The organism is Frigoribacterium sp. CF331 (assembly GCF_057787905.1).
Genome location: NZ_CM173545.1, coordinates 686,643 through 711,071, shown reverse-complemented (window position 1 = coordinate 711,071; position 24,429 = coordinate 686,643). Strand labels below are relative to the sequence as shown.

Genomic DNA, 24,429 nt, shown 5'->3' with positions numbered 1-24,429 from the left:
TGACGCGATGATCTGGCGGAACCGCCCTTCGAGCGGCGACGAGACGCGGGGCGACGCGGCGGGCGGGCGCCCGCCCGGCCCCGTCGCCGACCCGTCGGTGCCCCGGGGCATGGTCGTCGCCGGTGCCTGGTCGTGGCGCATCCTGCTGATCGTGGCCGTGGTCGGCGTGCTCGTCTGGCTGGTCACCCAGTTGCGCGTCATCGTCATCCCGTTCCTGGTCGCGCTGCTCGTCTCGGCCCTGCTCGTGCCGCTGTCCGCCTGGCTGCAGCGCCACCGGTGGCCCAAGGGGCTCGCGATCGTGACCGTCCTGGTCGGGTTCCTCGTCGTCGTCTCCGGCCTGGTCGTGCTCGTGGTGCTCCAGATCGTCGACGGGTGGCCGTCGTTGCGAGACCGGTCGGTCGCCTCGTACGGCGAGTTCGAGGACTTCCTGCTCACCTCGCCGTTGCACCTGACGGAAGGGCAGATCAACGGCTACCTGTCCGACGCGGTGGCCGCCGTCCAGCAAGACAGTCAGCCCCTGGTGAGGGGCGCCCTGTCGGTGGGGTCCACCGCGGGTCACGTCGGCGCCGGGCTCGTGCTCGCCCTGTTCGCGACCATCTTCGTGCTGGTCGGGGGGGCCGAGATCTGGCGCTGGGTGGTGCGGCTGTTCCCCCGCGCGTCGCGTCCCGCCGTCGACGGTGCCGGGCGTGCCGGGTGGCTCACCCTGACGAACTTCGTTAAGGTCCAGGTCTTCGTCGCGTTCGTCGACGCCGTCGGCATCGGGCTCGGCGCCTTCTTCCTCGGCCTGCCGCTCGTCGTCCCGATCGCGATCGCGGTGTTCCTGGGTTCGTTCGTCCCCGTCGTCGGTGCCGTGGCGACGGGTGCGGTCGCGGTCGTCATCGCGCTCGTCTACAACGGCTGGGTCGTCGCCCTGGGCATGCTGGCCGTGGTCGTCGTCGTGCAGCAGATCGAAGGTCACCTGTTGCAGCCGTTCGTCATGGGCAGCGCCGTCAAGGTGCACCCGCTGGCCGTCGTCTTCGCCGTCGCGGCCGGCACCCTGGTCGCCGGCATCCCCGGAGCCCTCTTTGCGGTGCCGTTCGTGGCCGTGCTGAACGTCATGATCACCTACGTCGCGAGGGGCAGCTGGCGCGAGACGCCCCGGCCCGTCGAGGACGACGTCACCCGAGCCGGAGGCCTCACCGATGTCTGACCGCACCCTGGCAGGACCCACCCTCACCGAGATCGAGGAGGCGCGTGAACGCGTCTCGCAGGTCGTGCGCGTCACCCCGATGGAGACCTCGCAGTACCTCGCCGACGTGCTCGGCTCACGAGTCCACCTCAAGTGCGAGAACCTGCAACGAACCGGGTCGTACAAGATCCGTGGCGCCTACAACCGCCTGACGCAGTTGTCCGACGACGAGAAGGCCCGCGGGGTCGTGGCCGCCTCGGCGGGCAACCACGCCCAGGGAGTCGCCCTCGCCGCCCGCGAACTCGGCATCAAGGCGACGATCTTCATGCCCGTCGGCGTCGCCCTCCCCAAGCTGCAGGCGACCCGGCACTACGGTGCCGACGTCGTGCTGCACGGCCACGCGGTCGAACAGTCCCTCCGGGCGGCGCAAGAGTTCGCCGACACCACCGGCGCGGTGTTCATCCCGCCGTTCGACCACGCCGACGTCGTCGCCGGCCAGGGCACGCTGGGTCTCGAGATCCTCGAGCAGGTCCCCGACGTCGACACGGTCATCGTTCCCGTCGGCGGAGGCGGGCTCGCGGCCGGCGTGGCCAGCGCCCTGAAACAGAGTGCCGCGCTCACCGGCCGTGACGTCCGCATCATCGGCGTGCAGGCGGCCAACGCGGCCCCGTACGCCGTCTCGATGAAGCTCGGCGTCCGCACCGACATCGACGCGCAGCCGACGATCGCCGACGGCATCGCCGTCGCGAGGCCCGGCGTGCTGAACTTCGAGATCATCCGCGAGACGGTCGACGAGATCGTGACGGTCAGCGACGACGACACCGCGCGGGCGATGCTCGTGCTGCTCGAGCGCGCGAAGCTCGTCGTCGAGGCGGCCGGAGCGGTGGGCATCGCCGCCATCCTCACCGAACAGGTGCGAGACCTCGGCACCACCGTGGTGATCCTGAGCGGCGGCAACATCGACCCGTTGATGATGGAGCGCGTCATCGGCCGAGGCCTCGCCGCCGCCGCCCGGTACGTCAAGCTGCGCATCGGCATGCCCGACCGTCCGGGTCAGCTGACCCGGGTGAGCGAGGTGCTGTCCGACGCCAACGCCAACGTGGTCGAGGTGCTGCACACCCGCCACGGCCGGGGGCTGCAGATCAGCGAGGTCGAACTCGAGCTCAGCGTCGAGACCCGCGGTCCCGACCACGTCGACGAGGTGTTGCAACGACTGCGCGACGCCGGGTACGAACCCAACGTCGATTTCTGAGTCGCGTCTGCGTGACCCCGCCCGCGTCTCCTGACGCTGCCCGTGCCTCGTGACGCTGCTGCGCCTCGTGACGCTGCTGCGCCTCGTGACGCTGCTGCGCCTCGTGACGCTGCTGCGCCTCGCGACGCTGCTGCGCCTCGTGACGCTGCTGCGCCTCGTGGCCGAGTCCGCGCCTCCTGACGCTGCCCGCGCCTCCGGCTGCTGGCGCCCCCTGCGATGCATGCCGACGTCGGCTACGTCGGCTACGTCGGCAACTCAGGCGAACGACGTGCTCCGGATGTCGTGAGGCCGGCCGCAGCGTCGTTCTCCTGAGTTGCCGGGCGGGCCCGGCGCGAGCGTGCCGGGGACGGCGCCTCACCAGGCCGGACCCCACCGGTGTTGCGCCGACGTCGGCTACGTCGGCAACTCAGGTGAACGACGTGCTCCGGGCGTCGTGAGGCCGGCCGCAGCGTCGTTTTCCTGACTTGCCGGGCGGGCCCGGCGCGAGCGTGCCAGGGCCACTCGTCACCACGCGGCGTGGAACGAGGTCGGCGGCCCGTCGCCGGGTACGGCCCGCGGTACGACGGAGGCCCCTGCTCGAGTCGAGCAGGGGCCTCCGACGTGCGACCTACGGCTGGTAGGTCTCGACCTTGGTGACCGTGACCGAGATGTCCTTGCCGTTCGGGGCGGTGTAGCTGGTCGTGGTGCCGACCTTCAGCCCGTTGATGGCCTGCCCGAGCGGGCTGGTCTCGCTGTAGACCGAGAGGTCGCTGCCGGCGGCGATGATCTCGCGGTTGCCGAGCAGGAACGTGCTCTCGTCGCCGGCGATGGTCGCCGTGACCACGGTGCCGGGCCCGACGATGCCGTCGGCGGCCGTGGAGTCGCCGACGGTCGCGTGCTTCAGCAGGTTGGTCAGCGTGCGGATGCGGGCCTCCATCTTGCCCTGCTCGTCCTTGGCGGCGTGGTAGCCGCCGTTCTCCTTCAGGTCGCCCTCTTCGCGTGCGGCCTCGATGCGCGACGCGATCTCTCGACGACCCTCGCCACTGAGGGTGTCGAGCTCGGCTCGAAGACGGTCGCGGGCGTCGGTGGTGAGCCAGGTGGTCTCGTTGTCAGTGCTCATGGTGTCTCCGTTTCGTGCGGCGGTCGTACCCGGACGGGCGGGTCGAGCCGAGGAGGCGCGGTGCCGGGAGCCGGGGCGAGGTCGCCCACCGAAAAAAGGAGACCGGCCGAGTGGCCGGTCTCGTCGTGCGATTCCGAGCAGTCTAGGGAAGCCAGCACCGGTAGATCAAGCCCGTGACCGCCCGCTCGGACGTGGCGAGCGAGGTCGTGTAGGTCACCGACCGCCGCTCGGAGGCGGGCAGGTGGACGATCTTCCACCCGACGACGGCGAAGCCGCTGTTCTGGGCCTCGACGGCGCAGTCGACGGCCCGACCCGTGTCGGCGGTCACGGTGTACTGCACCTCGACGGCGCGGTCGGAGGTCACCTGGTAGCCGACGTCCGCCGACTCGAGCTGCGACGAGGTGCCGTCGAACGCGGCGAAGACGACCCAGGCCGCGAACACCACCGCGAAGGCCACGGCGACCGAGAGGCCGACCACCAGGCGCCGACGCCGCCCGCGCGGGGAACGCCCGTACCGGGCGTCGAGGCGCGCAGCGGGTGGGGTGACACGGGGCGTGGACGTCACGCGGATCTCCGTCCGATTAAGCTGTCCTCAGGGTAGCAACGTCTGCCCGGCACACATTGCGAGGAAGAATTGACCCTGCGCCTGCTGGCGGTCCACGCCCACCCCGACGACGAGTCCAGCAAGGGCTCGGCGACCTACGCCTACTACCGCAGCCTCGGCGTCGACGTGCTCGTCGTCAGCTGCACGGGTGGCGAGCAGGGGTCGATCCTCAACGAGCAGCTCGAGGCCCGCCACCACGCCGAACGCGACATCGCCGGCCTCCGGGTGCACGAGATGGCGGCGGCGAAGGCGGCCATGGGCATCGACCACCTCTGGCTCGGGTACGCCGACTCCGGACTGCCCGCCGAGGGTGAGTCGGTCGCGGTCAACTCGTTCGCGACCATCCCGCTCGAGATCAGCGCCGAGCCGCTCGTCGCGATCATCCGTCGCTTCAAGCCCCAGGTGCTGGTGACGTACGACGAGAACGGCGGGTACCCGCACCCCGACCACATCCGCACCCACGAGATCTCGATGGCCGCCTACCGCGACGCCTCCGACCCCGCGCGCTACCCGGCCACGGGTGACGCCTGGCAGATCGAGAAGGTCTACTACGACCGCATGTTCAGCGCCGGTCGCATCGGCGCCATGATCACGCACCTGCGCGAGAGCGACCCCGAGTCGCCGTTGATCGAGTCCCTGACCGAGATGCTGGCCCGGTTCAGCGACCGTCCCGACCTCGCCACGACCCGGGTGCCGGTGTCCGACTTCTTCCCCGTGCGTGACGCGGCCCTGCGGGCCCACGCCAGCCAGGTGCCGCTCGACAGCGCGTTCTTCTTCTGGCCGCACGAGTTGCAGGTCGCCGCCTGGCCCACCGAGGACTTCCAGCTGGTCGAGTCGACGGTCGAGTCCGACCTGCCCGAGGACGACCTGTTCGCCGGGGTCGTCGACCCCGAGACCGGTCTCGTGGGCGTGCAGCGATGAGCGCCCTGACCGACTCGGTCCTGACGGTCACGACGCGCCTGCTGGCCCAGCCCCAGACGCCCGACCCGACCCTGCCGCCGTCGACCATCCCCGACGACGCCGTCACGCCGGGCGTGTGGGGCTTCGTGGCCATCGCCTTCGTGGCCGTCGCCACCGTGCTGATCGTCGTCGACATGACCCGTCGCGTCCGCCGCACCCGGTACCGCGGAGAGGTGCGCGAGCGCATCCAGGCCGAGCGTGACGAGGCGGCCCTCGCCGCCGCGGCACTCGACGACGAAGAACTGCCCGGCGACGCCGACCGTCGCGCCCGTCGCGTCGACGGCGACCTCGACGACGACGCCGACCGCAGGAGGCGCGAGCGCGACTCGTGACCGGGGTGACCGGTGCCGGGGTGGCGACCCGCGCCTCCTGGGCTCGGGTGGCCTCGGCCTAGAAGGTCGGCGGGTCGAGGGCCACGAGCAGGATGCCCGTCCAGTGGCAGAGGTACGCGAGCACGGTCATCGTGTGGAACAACTCGTGGAACCCGAAGTGCCCGGGGACGGGGTTCGGCTTCTTGATGCCGTAGAACACGGCCCCGGCGATGTACAGCGCACCGCCGACGAGCACGAGCACCATCATCGCGACGTTCGCCTGCAGCAGGTCGACGACGAAGCCCAGCGCGCCCACGCCCAGCAGGACGTACAGCGGCACGTACAGCCACCGCGGCGCGTTGAGGAAGAACACCCGGAAGAGGATGCCCAGCACGGCGCCCGTCCAGACCAGCACGAGCAGGGTCACGCCCTTCGAGGGCGGCAACGCGATGACCGCGATCGGCGTGTAGGTGCCGGCGATCAGCAGGAAGATGTTGGCGTGGTCGAGCCTCTTGAGGAAGCGCTTGGCGTCCGGGCTCCACGGGAAGCGGTGGTAGGTCGCCGAGATGCCGAAGAGCAGCAGCGACGTCGCCATGAACACGGCACAGGCCCAGGTCGCCGCCGTGCCCTGGGCGAGCACGACGAGGACCACGCCCGTCGCGATCGCCACCGGGAACGTGGCCGCGTGGATCCAGCCGCGCCACGTCGGCTTGCGCTCGATCGAGGCGTAGGCGAGGGCGTCGTCGAGCAGCGGGAGGTTCGGGATCTCGGGCTCGTCGGCCCCGAGGGTCGTGCGATCGCCGTCGGCGGGGCTGCTCATGGGGCCGAGCCTAGGGGAGCGGCCGAGGGGGCTGGCTGAGAATCGAGGGCTCGGTGGAGGGCCGACCGTGGGCTACCGTAGCCCTGTGAAAAAGCGCCGTCCCTCCCCCCTCGCCAGGGGAGTCCTGTACGGCCTGTACCAGAACCGCATCCGCCGCAGCCTCGACGGTCAAGAGCTGCCGCACCACGTCGCGATGATCGTCGACGGCAACCGCCGCTGGGCCAAGCAGCGCATGCTCGAGACGGCGGCGCACGGGCACCGGGCCGGCGCGGCGAAGATCAGCGAGTTCCTCACCTGGTGCGACGACCTCGGCATCAAGGTCGTGACGCTCTACCTGCTCTCGGCCGACAACCTGGGCAACCGGCAGTCCGACGAGCTGACCGAGCTCTTCGGCATCATCGGCGACGTCGCCGACGAGCTCTCGCACCAGCGGGACTGGCGCGTGCAGCACGTCGGCGCGACCGACGACCTGCCCCCGGCGCTCTGCTCGGCGTTGCGCGAGGCGCAGGCCCGGACGGCCGACAAGGGCGGGCTGCACGTCAACCTCGCGGTCGGCTACGGCGGACGCCGCGAGATCGCCGACGCCATGCGCAGCATCGTGCGGGCCCACGACGCCGCCGGGGGCACCCTCGACGCGCTGGCCGACGTGCTCACCCCCGAACTCATCGCCGACCACCTCTACACCGGCGGCCAGCCCGACCCCGACCTGGTCATCCGCACGTCGGGCGAACAGCGGTTGAGCGACTTCATGCTGTGGCAGAGCGCCCACAGCGAGTTCTACTTCGTCGAGGCCTTCTACCCCGACCTCCGCGAGGTTGACTTCCTCCGCGCGGTGCGCGACTTCGCGCTGCGGCACCGCCGCTACGGCAGCTGACGTCGACGCGGGCGACGCGGGCGATCCCCGCGGCCCGGGCGGCCCGGGTGGTCGCTCGCCCGAGCGCGTCGTGCCCGACACGTCCGTCGTGCCGACTCGTCCCGCGGGGTGACCGTGCTGGGTCGGCGACTCCGGAGTCCGGCCGCACCCGCGCCTCCTGACGGGGTCGAGGCGTGCCGTCCTCCGGAGCCACCGACCGCCCGAGACCGGGAGGCGCGGGTCGCCGACCCGCGGACGGCACTACGGTGGGTGCAGTCACCGCCGCCTAGGAGAACACCGTGAAGACCATCGACGACCTCGCCTCGGGGTACTCCGACGAACCCGGATACTTCGACTTCGCGAAGTGGGGCCCGATCTCGACCGCCGTCGCCGACGAGCAGCGCTCGCTGGTCGAGGTCCAGGCCAGGGCGCGGTTCGGCTCCGAGATCGCCCTCACCGAGCAGTCGGGGCGGGTGAGCCGCGCGATCTCGTCGCTCGTCGGGTTCGCACCCGACCACGTGGTCTTCCAGCCCAACACGAGCGAGGGGCTGACGCACGCGTTCTTCGGCCTGACCGGACAGGTGCTGATGTCGCCCCGCGACTATCCGAGCATGCCGGTCGCCGCGACCCGCTCGGCGGAGGCCCTCCGCGTGCTCGAGCCCGTGTGGATGGACCTCGACCACGACGTCGTCACGCCCGCCGTGGTGCAGCGGCACCTGACCGACTCGGTCACGGCCGTGGCCGTCAGCCTCGTCGACTACCGGACGGGCTACCTCGTCGACCTCGAGGGCATCCGCCAGGTCATCGGCGACCGACTGCTGATCGTGGACGCGATCCAGGGGTTCGGCGTGGTTGACGCGCCCTACGCCGTGGCCGACGTCGTCGCCTCGGGCGGCCAGAAGTGGGTCCGCGCGGGGTGGGGCACGGGGTTCCTGGCGCTGAGCGACCGGGCCCTGTCGGCCCTGACGCCCGTCTTCAGCGGCGTCGCAGGCAGCGACCTCGTCCTCGGTGGGTGGTACCACGACCGTCAGCCGACGCGGCCCGGCGCCGCCGCCTTCCAGGTGACCAACCCCGACCCCATCGCCCAGGCCCGCTTCGCCACCGCACTCGAGGACCTCGCCGAGGTCGGCGTCGCCGCCGTCTCACGAGCGGTCGCCGAGCGGGCGACCCGCGTCATCGACCTCGCCGACGAGTTCGCGGTGCCGGTCGTCTCACCCCGTGACGTGTCCGAACGCGCCGGGATCGTCGTGCTCGAACCCGCGCTCGACCAGATGACGACCTTGACGGCCGCCCTCATCAACCACGGCGTCACCGCGACCGTGCGCGACACGACCGTGCGGCTGAGCGTCCACGTCTCGACCGGAGACGAGTCGTTCGAGATGCTGCGAGGGGCGTTCACCTCGTTCGGGACGAGCGTCTTCTACTGACGGCCCGCCGTGGCGGTGCCGCCGTGGCGGTGCCGCCTTGGCGGTCCGGTGCGGCGGTGCGGTGCGGTGCCCGGTGCCCGGTGCCGGCTCGACCTTCGACGACCACCTGAGGGTCGTTCACCTGATCGTCACACGACACGGCCGCGCCGGTGGTGCGGATGTCGGAGGGGCGTCGTAGGTTCGTCACATCGGGCAAGGCGCCCGATCGAGCCGGCCACGAAAGTTCGCCTCGCAACTGCTCCGCGGCCGTCTCTGCCGAAGGTACCCGGGTGCCCAGCCGCCCGAGGACGGAGTGGTCGTGACCGCGTCGAACATCACCTCAACCGCACGCAACACCGCGACAGCCACGGGGGGTGAGCAGGCGGTCACCCAGCGCACCTACGTGCTCGACACCTCGGTGCTGTTGTCCGACCCGCAGGCGCTCTTCCGGTTCGCCGAACACGACGTCGTGCTGCCCGTCGTGGTCGTCAGCGAGCTCGAGGGCAAACGTCACGACCCCGAGCTCGGGTACTTCGCCCGCCAGGCCCTCCGTCTGCTCGACGATCTCAGGGTGAAGCACGACCGACTCGACTTCCCCGTGGCCGTCGGCGACGGGGGCTCGCTGCGCGTCGAGCTGAACCACTCGAACATGTCCGTGCTGCCCTCCGGCCTCCAGCTCAACGACGCCGACTCGCGCATCCTCGCGGTCGCGTCGAACCTCGCGGCCGACGGCCTCGCGGTCACCGTGGTCTCGAAAGACCTGCCCCTGCGGGTCAAGGCCGCCTCGATCGGCCTGGCCGCCGAAGAGTACCGGGCCGAGCAGGCCGTCGACAGCGGGTACACCGGTCAGACCTCGATCGACGTCTCGAGCGAGCAGATGGCCTCGTTCTACGAGTCCGAGAGGCTGTCGAGCCGGGCCCTCGGCGACGTGCCCGTGAACACGGGCGTCGTCGTGCACTCCGAGCGCGGCTCGGCACTCGCCCGCGTCGTCGCGCGGGGCGAGGCACGTCTCGTCCGCGGCGACCGCGACGTGTTTGGCCTGCACGGCCGCTCGGCCGAGCAACGCCTGGCCATCGACCTGCTGCTCGACCACGAGGTCGGCATCGTGTCGCTCGGCGGCAGCGCGGGCACCGGCAAGTCGGCCCTGGCACTCTGCGCGGGGCTCGAGGCGGTGCTCGAGAAGCAGCAGCACAAGAAGATCATGGTGTTCCGTCCGCTCTACGCCGTCGGCGGTCAAGACCTCGGGTTCCTGCCGGGTGACGCCGGCGAGAAGATGAACCCCTGGGCGCAGGCCGTCTTCGACACCCTGGGGGCGATCGTGTCCCAGAACGTCCTCGACGAGGTCGTCGAGCGGGGCATCCTCGAGGTGCTGCCGTTGACGCACATCCGCGGTCGATCGCTGCACGACGCCTTCGTCATCGTCGACGAGGCCCAGTCGCTCGAGCGCAACGTCCTGCTGACCGTGCTCAGCCGCATCGGCCAGAACTCCCGCGTGGTGCTGACCCACGACGTGGCCCAGCGCGACAACCTCCGCGTCGGACGCCACGACGGGGTCGCCTCCGTCATCGAGACGCTGAAGGGCCACCCGCTCTTCGGTCACGTCACGTTGACCCGCTCCGAGCGGTCGGCCATCGCGGCACTGGTCACCGAGATGCTCGAGTCGAACGAACTGGCTTGACCGGCCCGGTCTGAGGCGCGGGTCACCCGACCCGCGCCTCCGGCGTCCCGAGGCGCGCGGGTCACGTGAGCCGCGCCTCCGGCCGACGGGAGGCGCGCGCGTTGAGCGAGCCGCGCCACCTGCTGGCGGGAGGCGCGCGCGTCGCGTGAGCCGCGCCTCCGGCCGACGGGAGGCGCGCGGGTCACGTGAGCCGCGCCACCTGCTGGCGTGAGGCGCGCGTTGAGTGAGGCGCGCCTCCGGCCAACGGGAGGCGCGCGCGTTGCGTGAGCCGTGCCTCCGGCCGACGGGAGGCGGGCGCGTTGAGTGACCCGTGCGTCCGGCGTCCGTCCCTCCGGTGCGTGACGCCGGCCTCCGTGTGCGTCCGCGGCCCCTGGCGGGGCCTGCAGCCCGGACGCATGCGCCCCTCGACCCGCGTCGCTGCACCTCGACTGTCGGCAACTCCGGAGATCGGCGTGCTCGTCGCGTTCATAGGCCCTCCGGACTGCTGATTTCCTGAGTTCTCGGTTCTGGCCCTCGCGCAAGCATCCGTCTGCTCGCGCGGTGCCCTGACCGGCGTCGCCGTCCCCCGAGTTGTCGGCAACTCCGGAGATCGGCGTGCTTGTCGAGTTCATCGCCCCAGCGAAATGCCGATTTCCTGAGTTCTCGCACTGGTCCGCGCAGAGATGTCCGTCTGCTCGCGCGATGCCCGGACCCACGTCGCCGACCCCTGGGTTGTCGGCGACTCCGGACATCGGCGTGCTCGTAGCGTCCAGCCGTCCTGCGGACTGCTGATGTCGGGAGTTCTCGGCGCCGGGGCGAGCTCGCGCCTCGGGTGGCGTTCCAGGGTCGGCTCACCGGGCGCCCAGCGCACGGCACCGGCACAGGCCACCGCCGATCCGCCGACCGAGAGTCGACGGCACGACTCTCGAGAGCCCCGACGTGCGCTCCGTCGGCACGTCAGGGGATCGACGTCATCCGTGCTCGGCGAGCCTCCGGACTCGGTCGAACCCCGGATGTGTCCACAGATTCGGCTGCCCCGGCACCGCGGACGACAGGGCGCCGGGGTGACGACGGATTTCCCCCTATGCGACGGGGACGGGCCGTGGGTGGCGTTCGGGGACCTGTGTTCCCGCCATGAGCCGCAGGCGTCACGACTCGTCCTCAGGCCGCGGTGAATCGCGGTTCTCCACGATGCGATGACGGGGGCCCCGGGGGAGGCGCGGGTCGGGGCATCGTGTCGCCATGCAGCAGATCGCCACCCACGTCGGACAGGCAGGCGGAGTCCTCCACAAGCGCGACCTGGTCGCCCTCGGGGCCACCGACCGGATGCTGACCGCCGCCGTGCGGTCCGGTCACGTGCACCGTCCTCGGCGAGGTTGGTACTCGACCTTCCCCCCGGGGGACGCTCGATACGAGGCCGTGCGCATCGGCGGGAGATTGACCGGTGCGGCGCTCCTGGCGCTGCTGGGGGCCTGGCTGTGGGCGGTGCCGCCCGTCACCGTCGTCGTGGCCCCGACGGCGTCGCGGCTGAGGCCTCGGCGAGGGGCGACCGTCGTCTGGCGTGCCGACGGGCTCGTGCCACCGCGTCCGTCATCCGGGCAGGCCCCGCACCCCGATGACGGCGACGAGCGCGCTGCGGAGGATGCCCGGAGGTCGACCTGGGCCGTGCCGCTGCAGACCGCGCTGGTCGACGCCGTCACGGCGGCGTCCTTCGAAGAGGCGGTTGCCCTCTTGGACTGGGCCCTCGCGACGGGGCAGTTCTCGCTGCCCGGTCTGCACGCCGCCTTCGCTCGGGCGCCTTCTGACGTCCGGGGCGTCGTCGACTGGGCGGACCCTCGCTGTGAGAGCTTCATCGAGAGCATCGTCCGGACGATGTTCGTCCGCCTGGGGCATCACGTCGACAGCCAGGTGCGGGTCGGCCCGGGGGACCGCCGTCGCATCGACCTCGTCGTCGACGGCGTCGTCGCACTCGAACTGGACGGTCGCAGCTGGCACGGTGACACGTTCGACGCCGACCGGCTGAAGGACCTCGCCATCACCGTCCGGGGGCGAACGGCCCTCCGCGCGAGCTACGAGATGGTGCGCGATCACCGACCGCTCCTCGTCGCCGCCGTCCGGGCTGTACTCGACGAGGCGAGATGCCCCCGGAGGCGCGCGCTGGTGTTCCGCGGGCGGGTGGAGCACCCCGGCGTCCGGCGTGCACGAGGACGACGTCCGTGGCACCTGGCCAGACCCGCCGGGTCGACGTCCACCCGAGCCGTGTCGACGGCCGTCGGAGGTGCGTCGTCGGTGGGCGGGGGCCGTGAGTCGGGCGAGTGGGCGGTACGGACGCCCGAGGCCCCGTGACCGTCTCGAGCGAGCCGGCGGACGAGGCGTTCGGCACAGGTGCGGCGGCGGACGAGGTGCCCGGGGCGGGGATGCAGCCACCCGCCCACAGGACGGTCCGGGACGCACGCGAGGCGCCTCGACGAGTCAGCCCCGTGACGGAGCGGGAGCAGGCTCGCGACGCCCTGACGATCGCGGTGCTGACGGCGTCGGCCGTCGCCGCGTCGACGGCGACCCCGGGTGGCGTCACCCCGGTCCACGTCGACGTCGCCCTGGTTCCGCATCCGGCGGTGGCGACACTCGTGGGGTGCCTCGGTGTCGCCACCGTGACGCCGGCCCTGGTCCGGATCGACGTCGAGCGACGACGTCTTCCGAACGTCCTCGTGGGCGTCGTCGCGGTGGCGTGGGTCGCGTCGCTCGTCGTGTTCGTCGTCCAGGGCGGTGTCGTCGCCGCGACGACGAGCTTCGGGTGCGTGATCGCCACGGCCGTGGCGGGGCTCGTGGTCGCGCTCGCCGGTGGGGTGGGGATGGGCGACGTCAAGCTCGGCGCCCTTCTGAGCGGCCTCGTCTCCCCCTGGGGCAGCATGGCATTGCTCAGCCTGTGGGGCCTTGCCGGTGCGTCAGCCCTCGCGCTGGCCGCGATGCGGAGGGCGGACGCCAGCTCGCGGCACACCAGGCGACGAGCCCGTCCGGCCCGTCTCGTCGCCGATGTGCCGTTCGGGCCCTGCCTGCTCGGGGCGTTCTGGGCCATCGTCGTCGGTCGTCCGGTGCTGGCCGCCCTGGTCGACGTCTCGTCGACGTTCTGACGCCGGGCACGTGACGACACGGCACAGGGACGACGTCGAGGTGGGGCACGGCGGCATCGACGATCTGACGTCGAGATGGCGGCGACGTGGCAGCGGAGCGATGTCACCGAGGCACAGACGAGACGCGAGAGCGGCGTCGACGGAACGCGTCCTCTCTGTCACCGAGGCATCCGCGGGAGGCGCGCGACCGTCAGCGACGGAGCGCGCCTCCCCGACCGCTGGGTGATCGCGTCCTCGACGGAGTGCCGGAGGTGCGCTCGGCCCCGGCGTGGGCCGGTCGGGTGGACTCAGCCCGGGTGGGCTCAGGCGGGTGGGTTCAGCCCGGGTGGGCTCAGCCCGGGTGGGCTCAGCCCGGGTGGGTCATGCTGAGCACGTCGAGCGCCGTGTCGAGCTGCTCGTCGGTGACCTCGCCCCGCTCGACGAACCCGAGGTCGACGACGGCTTCGCGGACGGTCAGCTTCTGGGCGACCGCGTGCTTCGCGACCTTCGCCGCGGCCTCGTAGCCGATGACCCGGTTGAGGGGCGTGACGATCGACGGCGAGGACTCGGCCAGGGCACGGGCGTGCTCGACGTTGGCCTCGAGCCCCTCGACGGTCTTGTCGGCCAGGGCGCGCGTGGCGTTCGAGAGCAGGCGGATCGACTCGAGCAGGGCCGTTCCCATCACGGGGATCGCGACGTTGAGTTCGAAGGCACCGGAGGCACCGGCCCAGGCGATGGTCGCATCGTTGCCGATGACGCGGGCCGAGACCATCAGCACGGCTTCGGGGATGACCGGGTTGACCTTGCCCGGCATGATCGACGACCCGGGCTGCAGGTCGGGGATGTGCAGTTCGCCCAGGCCGGTGTTGGGGCCGGAGCCCATCCACCGGATGTCGTTGTTGATCTTGGTCAGGCTCACGGCGAGCACCCGCAGGGCACCGGAGGCCTCGACGAGTCCGTCGCGCGCCCCCTGGGCCTCGAAGTGGTCGAGCGCCTCGGTGACCGGCAGACCGCTGTCGGCGGCCAGGGCGGCGATGACCCTCTGGGGGAAACCGAGCGGCGTGTTGATGCCGGTGCCGGTGGCCGTCCCGCCCAGGGGGACCTCGGCGACGCGCGGCAGTGCGCTCTGCACCCGCTCGATGGCGAGGCGGATCTGACGCGCGTAGCCGCCGAACTCCTGGCCGAGGGTGACGGGTGTGGCGTCCATCAGGTGCGTCCGGCCGGCCTTGACGACGTCCGACCAGGCGGAGGCCTTGGCCTCGAGGGCGACGGCCAGGTGGTCGAGGGCCGGCACGAGGTCGTGCAGCAGGGCCCCGGTGACGGCGACGTGGACGGACGTCGGGAACACGTCGTTGGACGACTGCGACGCGTTGACGTGGTCGTTGGGGTGGACCGCGACGCCGTCGACCGTGCCCGCGAGGGTGGCGAGCACCTCGTTCATGTTCATGTTGGACGACGTGCCGCTGCCGGTCTGGTAGACGTCGACCGGGAACTGGTCGTGGTGGCTGCCGCCGATGATCTGGTCCGCGGCCGCGACGATCGCCTCGGCGACGGGCTGCTCGATGATGCCCATCTCGCCGTTGACGAGGGCCGCCGCCCGTTTGATGCGGGCCAGGGCGACGATCTGGGCCGGCTCGAGCCCGGCCCCGCTGATCGGGAAGTTCTCGACGGCACGCTGCGTCTGGGCACGGTAGAGGGCCGATGCGGGCACCCGCACCTCGCCCATGGTGTCGTGCTCGATGCGGTAGTCGGTCTCGGATGTGGTCACGACGTCGTGGTCCTTTCCTCGGGCCCTGCCGGGCTGCTGCGCCCGACGGGGGCGCGGGGCGTCGGAGCGTGCGCCCCGACTCGGTTCAGAGTCGGCCGACGAGCACCGAACGGTCGACCCGCCCGTTGGCGAGGTCGTAGTTCGCGCCGACCACGGCCAACCTACCGTCCTCGACGGCGGACGAGATCAGGGTGGACCTGTCGACGAGCGTGCGCACCGAGGCCTCGATGTGCAGCCGCCCTACGGCTCGGGGGTCGAGGTCGGAACCGCCCTCGAGATCGTGCTGGGCGCGCTCGACCGAGGGCATGATCATGTCGATCAATCCGCCGAGGAAGGCCGACCCGGGGGCCGCGTCCGAGCCGATGGAGTCGATCGCGGTCGCGACCGCACCGCAGCTGTCGTGGCCGAGCACCACGATCAGCGGGACGTGCAGCACCGAGACGGCGTACTCGAGCGAGGCGATGACCGTGTCGCCGACGACCTGCCCGGCGTTGCGGACGACGAAGAGGTCGCCCAGGCCGACGTCGAAGATGATCTCGGCGGCGAGGCGCGAGTCGGCGCACCCGAACAGGGCGGCCACGGGTTCTTGTCCGGCGGCGAGGGACGACCGGCGATCACTGTCTTGGTGCGGGTGGCGAGGTGCCCCGTCGACGAAGCGGTGGTTCCCCTCGACCATCCGGTCCCAGGCGACGCCCGGTGCCGAGTCGTCGGTGCGCGGGGAGGGATCGGTCGAGGTGGGCGTGGGGGCCGTGGAGTCGGCGGCCGAGTCGTGTCGGGTCACGTCACTCGCTTTCTTGACTGGCGATCTGGGCGGCCAGGGAGGTGGCCAGGACGTCGAACTCGGAGTCGTCGGCCGTGCCGTAGAGCACGTACGAGCTGCGGCCGACGGTGGTGGTCAGGGCATAGGCGTAGTTGCCCGGGTCGTCGGCGTCGCGTCGGTCGTAGACGTCCCAGGTGAGACCGGCGATGGATCGCGTCGACGTCGCCGCCGCGTTCTGGACCTGCAGGCTGACCCAGGTCGGATTGGCGTCGATGCCCTGCTCGAGCCCGATGAACTGCTGGTCGGGGGTGATGAGCCCGACGTACCAGGTGGGCACGTCGTCTCGGGTCGACGACCGCACCTCGGCGGCGTTGGAGGTCCACCCGTCGGGCAGGGGAGGCGCGGCGAGGGGGACGTCGACGCTCGCCTGGGCCTGCGACGCCACCTGGACGTAGTCGATCTCTTGGCGGTTCACGGTGCCGTTCGGGCGGACGACGACGAGCACGAGGAAGAGCACGATGCCGAGGGAGGCGACGATCGACAGGGTCAGGTTGATCGCGGTCTGGTTGGCGTAGTGCTTGCGGGTGTTCTCGGCCTTGCGGGCCGCGGTCTCTTCGGGTGTCTCGGGCCGCCCGAGTTCGGCGACGACCCGGGGTTCGCGGGGGCGTCGCGCCCCGCGGGGACCGCCGTCGGAGGGTTCGGAGGGGGTGGTCATTCGGCCGGCCCCTGACGGCGTGCCGCCTCGAGCCGTTCGCGCGCGCCCATCAGCCACTCTTCACAGCGGCGGGCGAGGGCCTCGCCGCGTTCCCACAGCGCGAGCGATCGTTCGAGGGTCGACGCGCCTTGCTCGAGCTCGGACACGACGGAGACCAGCTCGTCGCGAGCCTGCTCGTAGCTGAGCGAGGCGACGTCGGGCGGGGTGCTGGTCGAGGTGCTGTCCACGGGTCGATCCTAACGAGGGGTGCTGACAGGGGTCGCGGCGGGGCTCGCGGCCGGGGGCGGGTCGGACGGGGCGGAGCCTGGGGAGGAGGCGCCGGTGCTGACGGCGCCCACCGCGCCTCCGTCGGTGGTCACGAGCAGGCGCGTCTCGGCCGGCGCCTCGTCGGGGGAGCGCAGCACGCTGCCGGACGGCAGCTGCACGATCGCGTAGCCCCGGCGCAAGGTGCCCTGTGGCGACAGGGCGCGGAGCTGGGCCGTCAGCTCGGACACCCGCGTGTGCGCCCGTTCGACGGCTCGCCCGACGAGTTCTTCGCCACGCGCGACGGCCCGGACGACCTCGTCCGCCCGGACGTCGACCAGCGTCTGGGGGGACGCGAGCACGGGGCGGCTGCGGATCTGTTCGAGTCGGTCGATCTCGGTCGCGACCAGCGACGTCAGGCGGACGCCGATGCGCGTGCGGGCCTGCTGGACCCGCGACAGTTCTTCGGTGACGTCGGGGACGACCCGTTTGGCGGCGTCGGTCGGCGTCGACGCGCGGAGGTCGGCGACGTCGTCGAGCAGGGGCCGGTCGGCCTCGTGCCCGATGGCACTGACCACCGGGGTGGTGCAGGCCGCGACGGTGCGGACGAGGCCCTCGTCGCTGAAGCCGAGCAGGTTCTGGAAGTCTCCGCCGCCCCGGGCGACGATGATGACGTCGACCTCGTCGTCGGCGTCGAGTCGCTGGATCGCCGCCGTGACCTCGCCCACCATGCGGTCGCCCTGCACCGCCGCGTGCACGACCCGGAACGAGACGGACGGCCACCGCAGCTGCGCGTTGCGCAGCACGTCTTTCTCGGCGTCGCTGTCCTTGCCGGTGACGAGGCCGATGCACCCGGGCAGGAACGGCAGGGCCCGTTTTCGGTCGGGCGAGAAGAGCCCCTCGGACGTCAGTTGCCGACGGAGCCGTTCGAGCCGCTCGAGCAGGTCGCCGAGGCCCACGTGGCGCATGTCGAACACCTGCATCGTGAGGCTGCCGCCCTTGACCCAGTAGTTGGGCTTGACGGCGGCGATGACCCGGTCGCCCTGCTTCAGGTCGGCCGGGACGCGCGACTTGACGCTCGACCAGATGGAGAACGAGACGGTGGCGTCCTGCTCGAGGTCGCGGAGCTTGCCGTAGACGTTGCCGCCCGAGACGTTCCACTGCGTGATCTCGCCCTCGACCCAGGCCGTGCCGAGCCGGTCGATCCAGTCGCGCACCTTGCTGGCGAGCAGTCCGACCGGCCACGGGGCCTCGGCGGTGGGCGGTGGGGGAACGATCGTCATGGGGCTCCGTTCGTGGTGGGCGTCGTCGACGGTCGGCTCGCCGGGCCGGCGTGGTCCTCGGCCCTCGCGGCGGCTCTCAGTACGCGACCAGTCCGTCGCACCTAGACTCGTCGGGTGAGCCACATCACCAACGGCGCCCTCGCCATCGACCTGCCGACACCGCGTGTTCCTGCGGTGCGGAACAGGCTAAAGGATACCCCCGTCACCGGACGCAAGCGGGTGCTGCTCGCGGCACCCCGCGGTTACTGCGCGGGCGTCGACCGCGCCGTGATCGCCGTCGAGAAGGCGCTCGAGCACTACGGCGCGCCCGTCTACGTGCGCAAGCAGATCGTGCACAACGTCCACGTCGTGGCGACGCTCGAGAGCCAGGGGGCGATCTTCGTCGACGAGGTCGACGAGGTCCCCGAGGGCTCGCACATCGTCTTCAGCGCGCACGGCGTCTCGCCGGCGGTCGTGAAGGGTGCGGCCGACCGCGAGCTGCAGGCCATCGACGCGACCTGCCCCCTCGTCACGAAGGTGCACCGCGAGGCCGTGCGCTTCGGCGCCCAGGGTCGTCACATCATCCTGATCGGCCACGCCGGGCACGAAGAGGTCGAGGGCACCATGGGTCACGCGCTCGACCGGACCACCCTCGTCCAGAACCCGGGTGAGGTCGACGACCTCGTGATCGACGACCCCGAGAACCTCGTCTGGCTGTCGCAGACGACCCTCAGCGTCGACGAGACGATGGAGACCGTGCGCCGCCTGCGCGAACGTTTCCCGAGCATCCAGAACCCGCCGAGCGACGACATCTGCTACGCGACGCAGAACCGCCAGGTGGCCATCAAGAAGGTCGCCCAGGGTGCCGACCTCGTGATCGTCGTCGGGTCGGCGAACAGCTCGAACAGCGTCCGCCTGGTCGAGGTCGCCCTCGAACACGGTGCCAAGGCCGCCTACCGGGTCGACTACACGAACGAGATCCGCCAGGAGTGGCTCGACGGCGTCGAGACGGTCGGCGTCACCTCGGGTGCATCCGTGCCCGAGGTCCTCGTCGACGAGGTGCTGGCCGACCTGTCCGACGCCGGGTACGTCGACGTCGAAGAGGTCGTCACGGCTGAAGAAGACCTGATGTTCTCGCTGCCGAAAGAGCTGCGCAAGGACGCCACGGGCCAGGTCGACGCGCGTGGCCTCGGCGGCCGCACCCGATGAGCGACGACCGGCCCAGGCCTCGCTACGGCGAGTACGCGCCCGAGGGGTGGGTCAACCCCGTCGCCACCGACGACGCCGCCCAGGAGGCGCGGGTCGCCGAACAGGACGCGCGGCCCACGACCACGGCCGACGGGCGCTCCGGTGACGGCACCCTCACCGCGCCTCCCCCCCTCACCACCGGGCGCCGCGTCGACCGGGTGGCGACGTTCGCCCTCATCGGGCTCGGAGCCTTCGGAGCGATCCAGGCCGTCGCCCGGGCGCCTCGCTACGCCGAGGACCAGCTCGCGCAGTTCGCGCAGTTCGACGCCGACCTGTCGGGGTTCTCGTCGACGGGCGCCTTGCAGACCTTCGGCGTCGTGATGGCCGTCTTCGCCGTCGCGCTCTTCGCCTTCTCGACCTGGTGGACGCTCCGGCGCCTCCGGGCGGGTCGGCTCGGCTTCGTCGTGCCCCTCGTCGCGGGCGTGGTCTTCAGCCTCGTGCAGGGGTTCGGAGCCGCTGCGGTGTTGATGTCCGACCCGGCGTTCGCCGCGTCCATGCAGAAGATCACCGACAGCTTCTTCTCGTAGCAGGTTCCGGCAGGGGGCACGCCACGACGTACGAGACCCCCGGGCCGTCGCCCGGGGGTCTCGTCGTACCTGCAGGAGGCGCGGGTCAGCTGGCCGACTGACCGTACGACCCGAGCTGCTTCGTCGCCTCGACGACGCGCGCGGCCATGGCCGTCTCGGCGACCTTGCCCCAGGCGCGGGGGTCGTACTGCTTCTTGTTGCCGACCTCGCCGTCGACCTTGAGGAACCCGTCGTAGTTCTTCAGCACGGTGTCGGCGATGGACCGGCTGAAGGCGTACTGCGTGTCGGTGTCGAGGTTCATCTTGACCACGCCGTTCGAGACCGCCTCGGCGATCTCGGCGTCGGACGACCCCGAGCCGCCGTGGAAGACGAGTTCGAGGGGCTTCTCGGCGGTGCCGAACTTCTCGCGGATGCCCTGCTGGATCTCGCCGAGCAGTTCCGGGCGCAGCTTGACGTTGCCGGGCTTGTAGACGCCGTGCACGTTGCCGAAGGTCAGGGCGGCGATGTAGCGGCCGTGCTCGCCGAGTCCGAGAGCCTCGACGACGCGGGTGACGTCTCCGACCGTGGTGTACAGCGCGTCGTTGGTGCCCTCGTGCTGGACCCCGTCCTCTTCGCCTCCGACGACTCCGATCTCGACCTCGAGGATGGCGTTGATGGCCTTGGTGCGCTTCAGCATGTCCTGCGCGATCGAGATGTTCTCGTCGAGGGGGACGGCCGAGCCGTCCCACATGTGGGACTGGAACAAGGGGTTGCGACCGGCACGGACCTCTTCTTCGGAGGCGGCGATCAGCGGCAGGACGAACCCGTCGAGGGCGTCCTTCGGGCAGTGGTCGGTGTGGAGGGCGACCGTGACGGGGTAGTTCTTGGCGACCTCGGTCGCGAACTTGGCGAACGCGATGGCGCCGGCGGCTCGGTTCTTGACGGTGTGGCCCGCGAAGTAGTCGGCACCGCCGGTGGTCACCTGGATGATGCCGTCGCTGCCCGCTTCGGTGAGGCCCTGCAGGACGGAGTTGATCGTCTGCGACGACGACACGTTGACGGCGGGGTAGGCGAAGCCCTTGGTCTTCGCCTTGTCGAGCATCTCTGCGTACTGCTCGGGGGTTGCGACGGGCATGGCATCTCCTTCGATCACGACTGCGGTCTGCTCCGTTCAGCCTAGTCAGGGCTCGACGGGCGCGTGCCGAGAGGACGGGGCCGTCCACGGACGGCCCCGTCCCCTCGTCAGTCGGTGCCGGGATCGCCCGGGTGCGGAGACCCGGGGGCAGGGACGACGGTGCCGTCGAGCCGGCGTCGCCGCCGCACCAGCACGATGCCGAGGGTGAGCGCGGCGAGGGCGGCAGCCACGGCGGCGGCCGGGGCCGCGCCGGTGAAGGCGAGACGCGGGCGACCGTCGGAGGTGCTCGCCGCAGGGTCGGTGCCCTGGTCACCGCCCGGCGTCGAGGCGTCGTCGAACGGCGGATCGACCGTCTCGACGGGCGGGTCGACGACCTCGGGGGCCGGCAAGGCGCCCGCGTCGACGTCGTCGAGGTCGGAGACGCCCACGAGAGCCCCTGCGGCGTCCGTGACGCGCGTCACCTCGACCTCGGCATCACCGCCGGCGTGGGCATCGGAGTCGCGCGTCGGGTCGTCGCCGACGTGCGGAGTCGTCCACCCGCCCGCCACGCTGCCGAAGTGGACGACGTAGTCGCCCGGTCGGAGCGAATCGAACCGGTACCTGCCGTCGGCGTCGGTGTCGGTCTCCGCCTCGACCGTCGCGCCACGATCGTCCGTGCCGGACAGGCGCACGGCGTGGTCGGACAGGCCGGCCTCGTCGTCCTGGCGCAGCCCGTCGGAGTTCGCGTCCTGCCAGACGATCCGCCCGATGCTTCCCCCGACGGCCGTCGTCCGCGCGACGGGGGAGTGCGCGGTCCAGTCGATGTTCGCCGCCCGGAGGCCGAAGGAGGACGCCCAGACGTCGCCGGCCTGATCGCCGTCGCCTGCCGAGAGTGCGAGCTCGTGGCTCACCGTCGTACCGGACGAGACGGGTGAGGTGCGGTCGACGCGGACACCGGTCACCTCGCCGAGGTCGGCGGGGCAGCCTGCCGTGCCGAAGTCGGCCTGCGCGCACCACCGGGTCGAACCGCCCGGCTCGTTCGTGGCGTCAGCGGGGTCGTCGACGAGGGAAGCCGGGGCGACGTTCGTGTACCGGACCGTCTCGGAGGCGTCGGCCGCCGCGACCGGTTCGGTCAACACCGGTCGGGTCGCCGCCTCGGTGCCTCGGTCGTCGCCGTCGTGAGGCAGGGACGTCACGAGCGAGGTGTCGGCCAGCGACTCGGACCCGTTGTTGGTGTAGATCAATCGGAACACCGACTGGTCACCCACGACGCGCACGTCGTGGTCGACCTGTTCGTCGACGTCGAAACCGCTGCCGGCCAGGACGTGCACCGCGCGGTCGGTCACGCGCCTGTCGGGAGAGGACACGTCGCGCAGCGACTCGATGGTCGCCGAGTTCGTGGCGTCGGTGCCGGGTGACGCCGAGGTGAACCGGGCCGCGAACGTGATCGGGGCCAGTGCGTCGTTGACCTGGACGGGGTCGAGGACCCACGTCAGGCGCTGGTGCGTCGCACCGTCGACCTCGATCTCGTCGACCGCGGGCTCGGCCGAGGCAGAGCCCGCGACGTAGACGGCACCGAGAGGCAGGACGTCGCGGATCGTCAACTTCTCGGGGAGGTCGTCGTCCGACGCGTTGGTGAGGGTCGGGTAGAGGGCGTAAGTCAGGGACCCGCCCGCCGTGACGTAGGCCGTCTCGTCGGGGGTGTCGGAGGCGTCGTGCCCCGGGTCGACGACGGCACTGGTGACGCGGGCCGCGTTGCTCGTCACGCTGAGGAAGTCGGACCAGGTTCCGTTCGCCGCGACCGGGTCGCCGGGAGAGTGGGTCCACGCGCTCGTCGCGTCTCGACGGATGCTCGTGAAGGTCCGGAGGTGCGTGTGGTTGGCGAGGCGGTCGACGGCGGTGAGATGGACGGTGAACGAGATGCTCGTGTTGCCCGGGTGATCGTAGTTCCAGCGGACCGCACCGACCGCCGAGGGCCCACCGGGGACGTCGCGAGGGTCGTCGTGCCACCCGAGATCGTCGTCACAGGTCGCGTCACGCGCGTCCTCGGGGTCGGAGGCGTCGAAAGCCGCGTACTGCGGGCGCCCCGTGTCGGCGACCCGGTTCGAGGACGCCCACGAACCCGGTGCGTTCTCTCGCAGGGTCTGGGTCGTGTTGTCGAACACGGCGCAGACGGTCGAGCCCGACCACGAGGTGGTGCCGCGGTTGGCGAGGCTCGTGCTGCTGATCAGCGTCTGGGCCGGCGTGACGTACGGGTCGTCGTACTTGCCGGACAGCGGGAACGACGTCTTGGTCTCGTCGTTCCAGCCCGCGTAGCGGGTCGCGCCGGTCACGCCGGCCGAGTAGAGGATGTTGCGATCCGCCGAATTGTCGTCCAGGGGTTCGGACGCCCCTGCGTAGTTGGCCTGCCCGCTGACCGACGTGGCGACGAGGTCACGATAGGTGTTGCGGGTCAGGAGGGACTCGCCGAACGGAGGGTTCGGAACCCACAGGCTGACGTAGGCCGAGACGACGTAGGGCGACACGCCGCCGGCGATCTGCCCGCCCGTGACGCTGCGACTCGGGATCGACGTCAGGCTCGTGTCGGCCCCCGAGATGGTGATGCTGACAGGCTCGCCCGGAGCCGTCTGCGAGCAGGTGATCGTTCCTGAGTCGACGACGTTGCGCTCGCCGCCCCCGACACCACCGGGCGCCCCCGGGATCTGGCCGGTGTTGACCCCGCACGCGTCGTCGGTGTCGGTGGGCAGCAGGACGGCAGGGCTCGGCTTGCCGCCGAACATGGCCGAGACGTCGTCGACCAGCGAGATGTCGCCGCTCAAGCCCTCGTAGCCGAGGAGCCCGTCACCCGCCACGAGGGACTGCCAGTCGATCTGCAACGGGTAGACGATGCGGAAGCCCGGCGTCGAGCCGTCCGGCCCGACGGTGGCGGCGAACGATGTGACCGTGCGGTTCATGGAGACGTTGAAGCGTGGCACGGCCGAGACCCGGACGTCGGGTACGGGGGCGGTGACGGGTGCCCGCTCGGGCGCGTGGAGCTCGACCGAGGGCTGCAGGGAGCTGCCGGCGTGGACGTCACGGTCGACGGTCGCGACGATGCTGAGGGTGCGGACGCCGGTCGAGAGGGGGGCCAGCAAACAACGAAGCGTGTCGCCCGACACGCTCGAACCGGTGAGGCACTCGTCGGGCAGGGTCGACCAGGTCAACCCGTCGGGAGCCGAGGCGACGACCTCGCCGCCCGACGCGTCGCCGGTGGTCGTGCCGACGGTGATGCCGTAGACCAGGGAGTCGTTCGTCCGGACGATGCCGTTCTGTGGACCGCTGTCGCCGCCGGGCGCGTCGTCCGGGGTGAACGGGCCGACGCCGTCGGAGGCCAGTCGCACCGACAGGCTGAGGGCGTCGGGCGCGGGGGCGTCGGGTGCGGCGTGGGCGGCGTCGACGGCCAGGGTGGAGAGGCTCGCGCCGAGTGCCAGGGCGACAGCCACGGGGCGGCGCAGACGTGTGGTTGGTTTCATGAGCACCTTTCTCCGTGCATATATGCACTGTGATCAATGAAACATATCGCATGACATCCGT

The 24,429-nt window shown here is 71.4% G+C and carries 22 protein-coding genes; 12 read left to right on the top strand and 10 right to left on the bottom strand.

The window, feature by feature from the left end:
* The first annotated feature begins 7 nt into the window (after positions 1-7).
* Genes AC3CCI_RS03265 through AC3CCI_RS03255 form a run of 3 tightly spaced genes read left to right on the top strand, consistent with a single transcriptional unit; the run spans position 8 to position 2,706 of the window.
* Entirely contained in the window at positions 8-1,189 is a 1,182-nt protein-coding gene (locus tag AC3CCI_RS03265) for an AI-2E family transporter (RefSeq protein WP_354593607.1), read from the top strand.
* Positions 1,182-2,420 (top strand): threonine ammonia-lyase, encoded by a 1,239-nt coding sequence (gene ilvA / locus AC3CCI_RS03260; protein ID WP_354593606.1) that lies wholly within the window; start codon positions 1,182-1,184, stop codon positions 2,418-2,420. Before AC3CCI_RS03265 ends, ilvA begins: the two co-directional genes overlap by 8 nt.
* Positions 2,421-2,469: 49 nt before the next feature.
* Positions 2,470-2,706 carry a hypothetical protein gene (locus tag AC3CCI_RS03255; protein WP_488628087.1) on the top strand — a complete coding sequence of 79 codons (237 nt, stop codon included), beginning with the start codon at positions 2,470-2,472 and terminating at the stop codon, positions 2,704-2,706.
* Positions 2,707-3,027: 321 nt separating this feature from the next.
* Here the strand turns inward: AC3CCI_RS03255 and greA are convergent, their stop codons facing one another.
* Positions 3,028-3,519, bottom strand: coding sequence for a transcription elongation factor GreA (gene greA / locus AC3CCI_RS03250; RefSeq protein WP_354593604.1), 492 nt, complete (start codon positions 3,517-3,519; stop codon positions 3,028-3,030).
* 142 nt (positions 3,520-3,661) lie between these two features.
* Positions 3,662-4,084: a DUF4307 domain-containing protein gene (locus AC3CCI_RS03245; RefSeq protein ID WP_488628086.1), complete on the bottom strand. Its 423-nt coding sequence runs from the start codon at positions 4,082-4,084 to the stop codon at positions 3,662-3,664.
* A 69-nt stretch (positions 4,085-4,153) separates the two neighbouring features.
* On the opposite strand from AC3CCI_RS03245, the gene mca reads away from it, so the two are divergent.
* Together mca and AC3CCI_RS03235 are read left to right on the top strand one after the other, a co-directional pair.
* Entirely contained in the window at positions 4,154-5,044 is an 891-nt protein-coding gene (gene mca, locus AC3CCI_RS03240; RefSeq protein WP_488628085.1) for a mycothiol conjugate amidase Mca, read from the top strand.
* Entirely contained in the window at positions 5,041-5,415 is a 375-nt protein-coding gene (locus AC3CCI_RS03235) for a hypothetical protein (protein WP_488628084.1), read from the top strand. The genes mca and AC3CCI_RS03235 overlap by 4 nt, the downstream gene beginning before the upstream one ends.
* Before the next feature lie 58 nt (positions 5,416-5,473).
* Here AC3CCI_RS03235 and trhA read toward each other — a convergent pair whose 3' ends face one another.
* Complete coding sequence (gene trhA, locus AC3CCI_RS03230) at positions 5,474-6,214, bottom strand: PAQR family membrane homeostasis protein TrhA (RefSeq protein WP_354593600.1); 741 nt, start codon at positions 6,212-6,214, stop codon at positions 5,474-5,476.
* Positions 6,215-6,299: 85 nt separating this feature from the next.
* Between trhA and AC3CCI_RS03225 the strand changes: the two genes are divergently transcribed.
* The 5 genes from AC3CCI_RS03225 (at position 6,300) to AC3CCI_RS03205 (ending at position 13,261) form a co-directional block, all read left to right on the top strand.
* Complete coding sequence (locus AC3CCI_RS03225; RefSeq protein WP_354593599.1) at positions 6,300-7,088, top strand: isoprenyl transferase; 789 nt, start codon at positions 6,300-6,302, stop codon at positions 7,086-7,088.
* Positions 7,089-7,366: 278 nt separating this feature from the next.
* Positions 7,367-8,494 carry an aminotransferase class V-fold PLP-dependent enzyme gene (locus AC3CCI_RS03220; protein ID WP_488628083.1) on the top strand — a complete coding sequence of 376 codons (1,128 nt, stop codon included), beginning with the start codon at positions 7,367-7,369 and terminating at the stop codon, positions 8,492-8,494.
* 313 nt (positions 8,495-8,807) lie between these two features.
* Positions 8,808-10,151 (top strand): RNA 5'-3' helicase PhoH2, encoded by a 1,344-nt coding sequence (gene phoH2 / locus AC3CCI_RS03215; RefSeq protein ID WP_488628653.1) that lies wholly within the window; start codon positions 8,808-8,810, stop codon positions 10,149-10,151.
* Positions 10,152-11,372: 1,221 nt separating this feature from the next.
* The gene (locus AC3CCI_RS03210; protein WP_488628082.1) at positions 11,373-12,476 is read left to right on the top strand and encodes a hypothetical protein; all 1,104 of its coding nucleotides are present in this window, start codon (positions 11,373-11,375) and stop codon (positions 12,474-12,476) included.
* On the top strand, positions 12,473-13,261 hold the full coding sequence (locus AC3CCI_RS03205; RefSeq protein WP_488628081.1) for a prepilin peptidase: 789 nt from the start codon (positions 12,473-12,475) through the stop codon (positions 13,259-13,261). The genes AC3CCI_RS03210 and AC3CCI_RS03205 overlap by 4 nt, the downstream gene beginning before the upstream one ends.
* Before the next feature lie 346 nt (positions 13,262-13,607).
* Here AC3CCI_RS03205 and AC3CCI_RS03200 read toward each other — a convergent pair whose 3' ends face one another.
* The 5 genes from AC3CCI_RS03200 to xseA form a co-directional block, all read right to left on the bottom strand.
* The gene (locus AC3CCI_RS03200) at positions 13,608-15,008 is read right to left on the bottom strand and encodes a class II fumarate hydratase (protein ID WP_488628080.1); all 1,401 of its coding nucleotides are present in this window, start codon (positions 15,006-15,008) and stop codon (positions 13,608-13,610) included.
* A gap of 85 nt (positions 15,009-15,093) precedes the next feature.
* A complete protein-coding gene (locus AC3CCI_RS03195; protein WP_488628079.1) occupies positions 15,094-15,789 on the bottom strand; it encodes a carbonic anhydrase in 696 nt (231 codons plus the stop codon).
* Position 15,790: 1 nt separating this feature from the next.
* Positions 15,791-16,483: a DUF4245 domain-containing protein gene (locus AC3CCI_RS03190; RefSeq protein ID WP_488628078.1), complete on the bottom strand. Its 693-nt coding sequence runs from the start codon at positions 16,481-16,483 to the stop codon at positions 15,791-15,793.
* A complete protein-coding gene (locus AC3CCI_RS03185; protein ID WP_488628077.1) occupies positions 16,480-16,710 on the bottom strand; it encodes an exodeoxyribonuclease VII small subunit in 231 nt (76 codons plus the stop codon). The genes AC3CCI_RS03190 and AC3CCI_RS03185 overlap by 4 nt, the downstream gene beginning before the upstream one ends.
* 9 nt (positions 16,711-16,719) lie before the next feature.
* Complete coding sequence (xseA, locus tag AC3CCI_RS03180; protein WP_488628076.1) at positions 16,720-18,009, bottom strand: exodeoxyribonuclease VII large subunit; 1,290 nt, start codon at positions 18,007-18,009, stop codon at positions 16,720-16,722.
* 114 nt (positions 18,010-18,123) lie between these two features.
* Here xseA and AC3CCI_RS03175 point away from each other — a divergent pair, with 114 nt between their 5' ends.
* A complete protein-coding gene (locus AC3CCI_RS03175; protein WP_354593591.1) occupies positions 18,124-19,197 on the top strand; it encodes a 4-hydroxy-3-methylbut-2-enyl diphosphate reductase in 1,074 nt (357 codons plus the stop codon).
* Positions 19,194-19,763, top strand: coding sequence for a DUF6264 family protein (locus AC3CCI_RS03170; protein ID WP_488628075.1), 570 nt, complete (start codon positions 19,194-19,196; stop codon positions 19,761-19,763). The genes AC3CCI_RS03175 and AC3CCI_RS03170 overlap by 4 nt, the downstream gene beginning before the upstream one ends.
* 85 nt (positions 19,764-19,848) lie before the next feature.
* On the opposite strand, the gene fbaA is transcribed toward AC3CCI_RS03170, so the two are convergent.
* Together fbaA and AC3CCI_RS03160 are read right to left on the bottom strand one after the other, a co-directional pair.
* On the bottom strand, positions 19,849-20,877 hold the full coding sequence (fbaA, locus tag AC3CCI_RS03165; RefSeq protein ID WP_354593589.1) for a class II fructose-bisphosphate aldolase: 1,029 nt from the start codon (positions 20,875-20,877) through the stop codon (positions 19,849-19,851).
* Positions 20,878-20,984: 107 nt separating this feature from the next.
* Positions 20,985-24,368, bottom strand: coding sequence for an SdrD B-like domain-containing protein (locus tag AC3CCI_RS03160; RefSeq protein ID WP_488628074.1), 3,384 nt, complete (start codon positions 24,366-24,368; stop codon positions 20,985-20,987).
* Between the last annotated feature and the right edge of the window lie 61 nt (positions 24,369-24,429).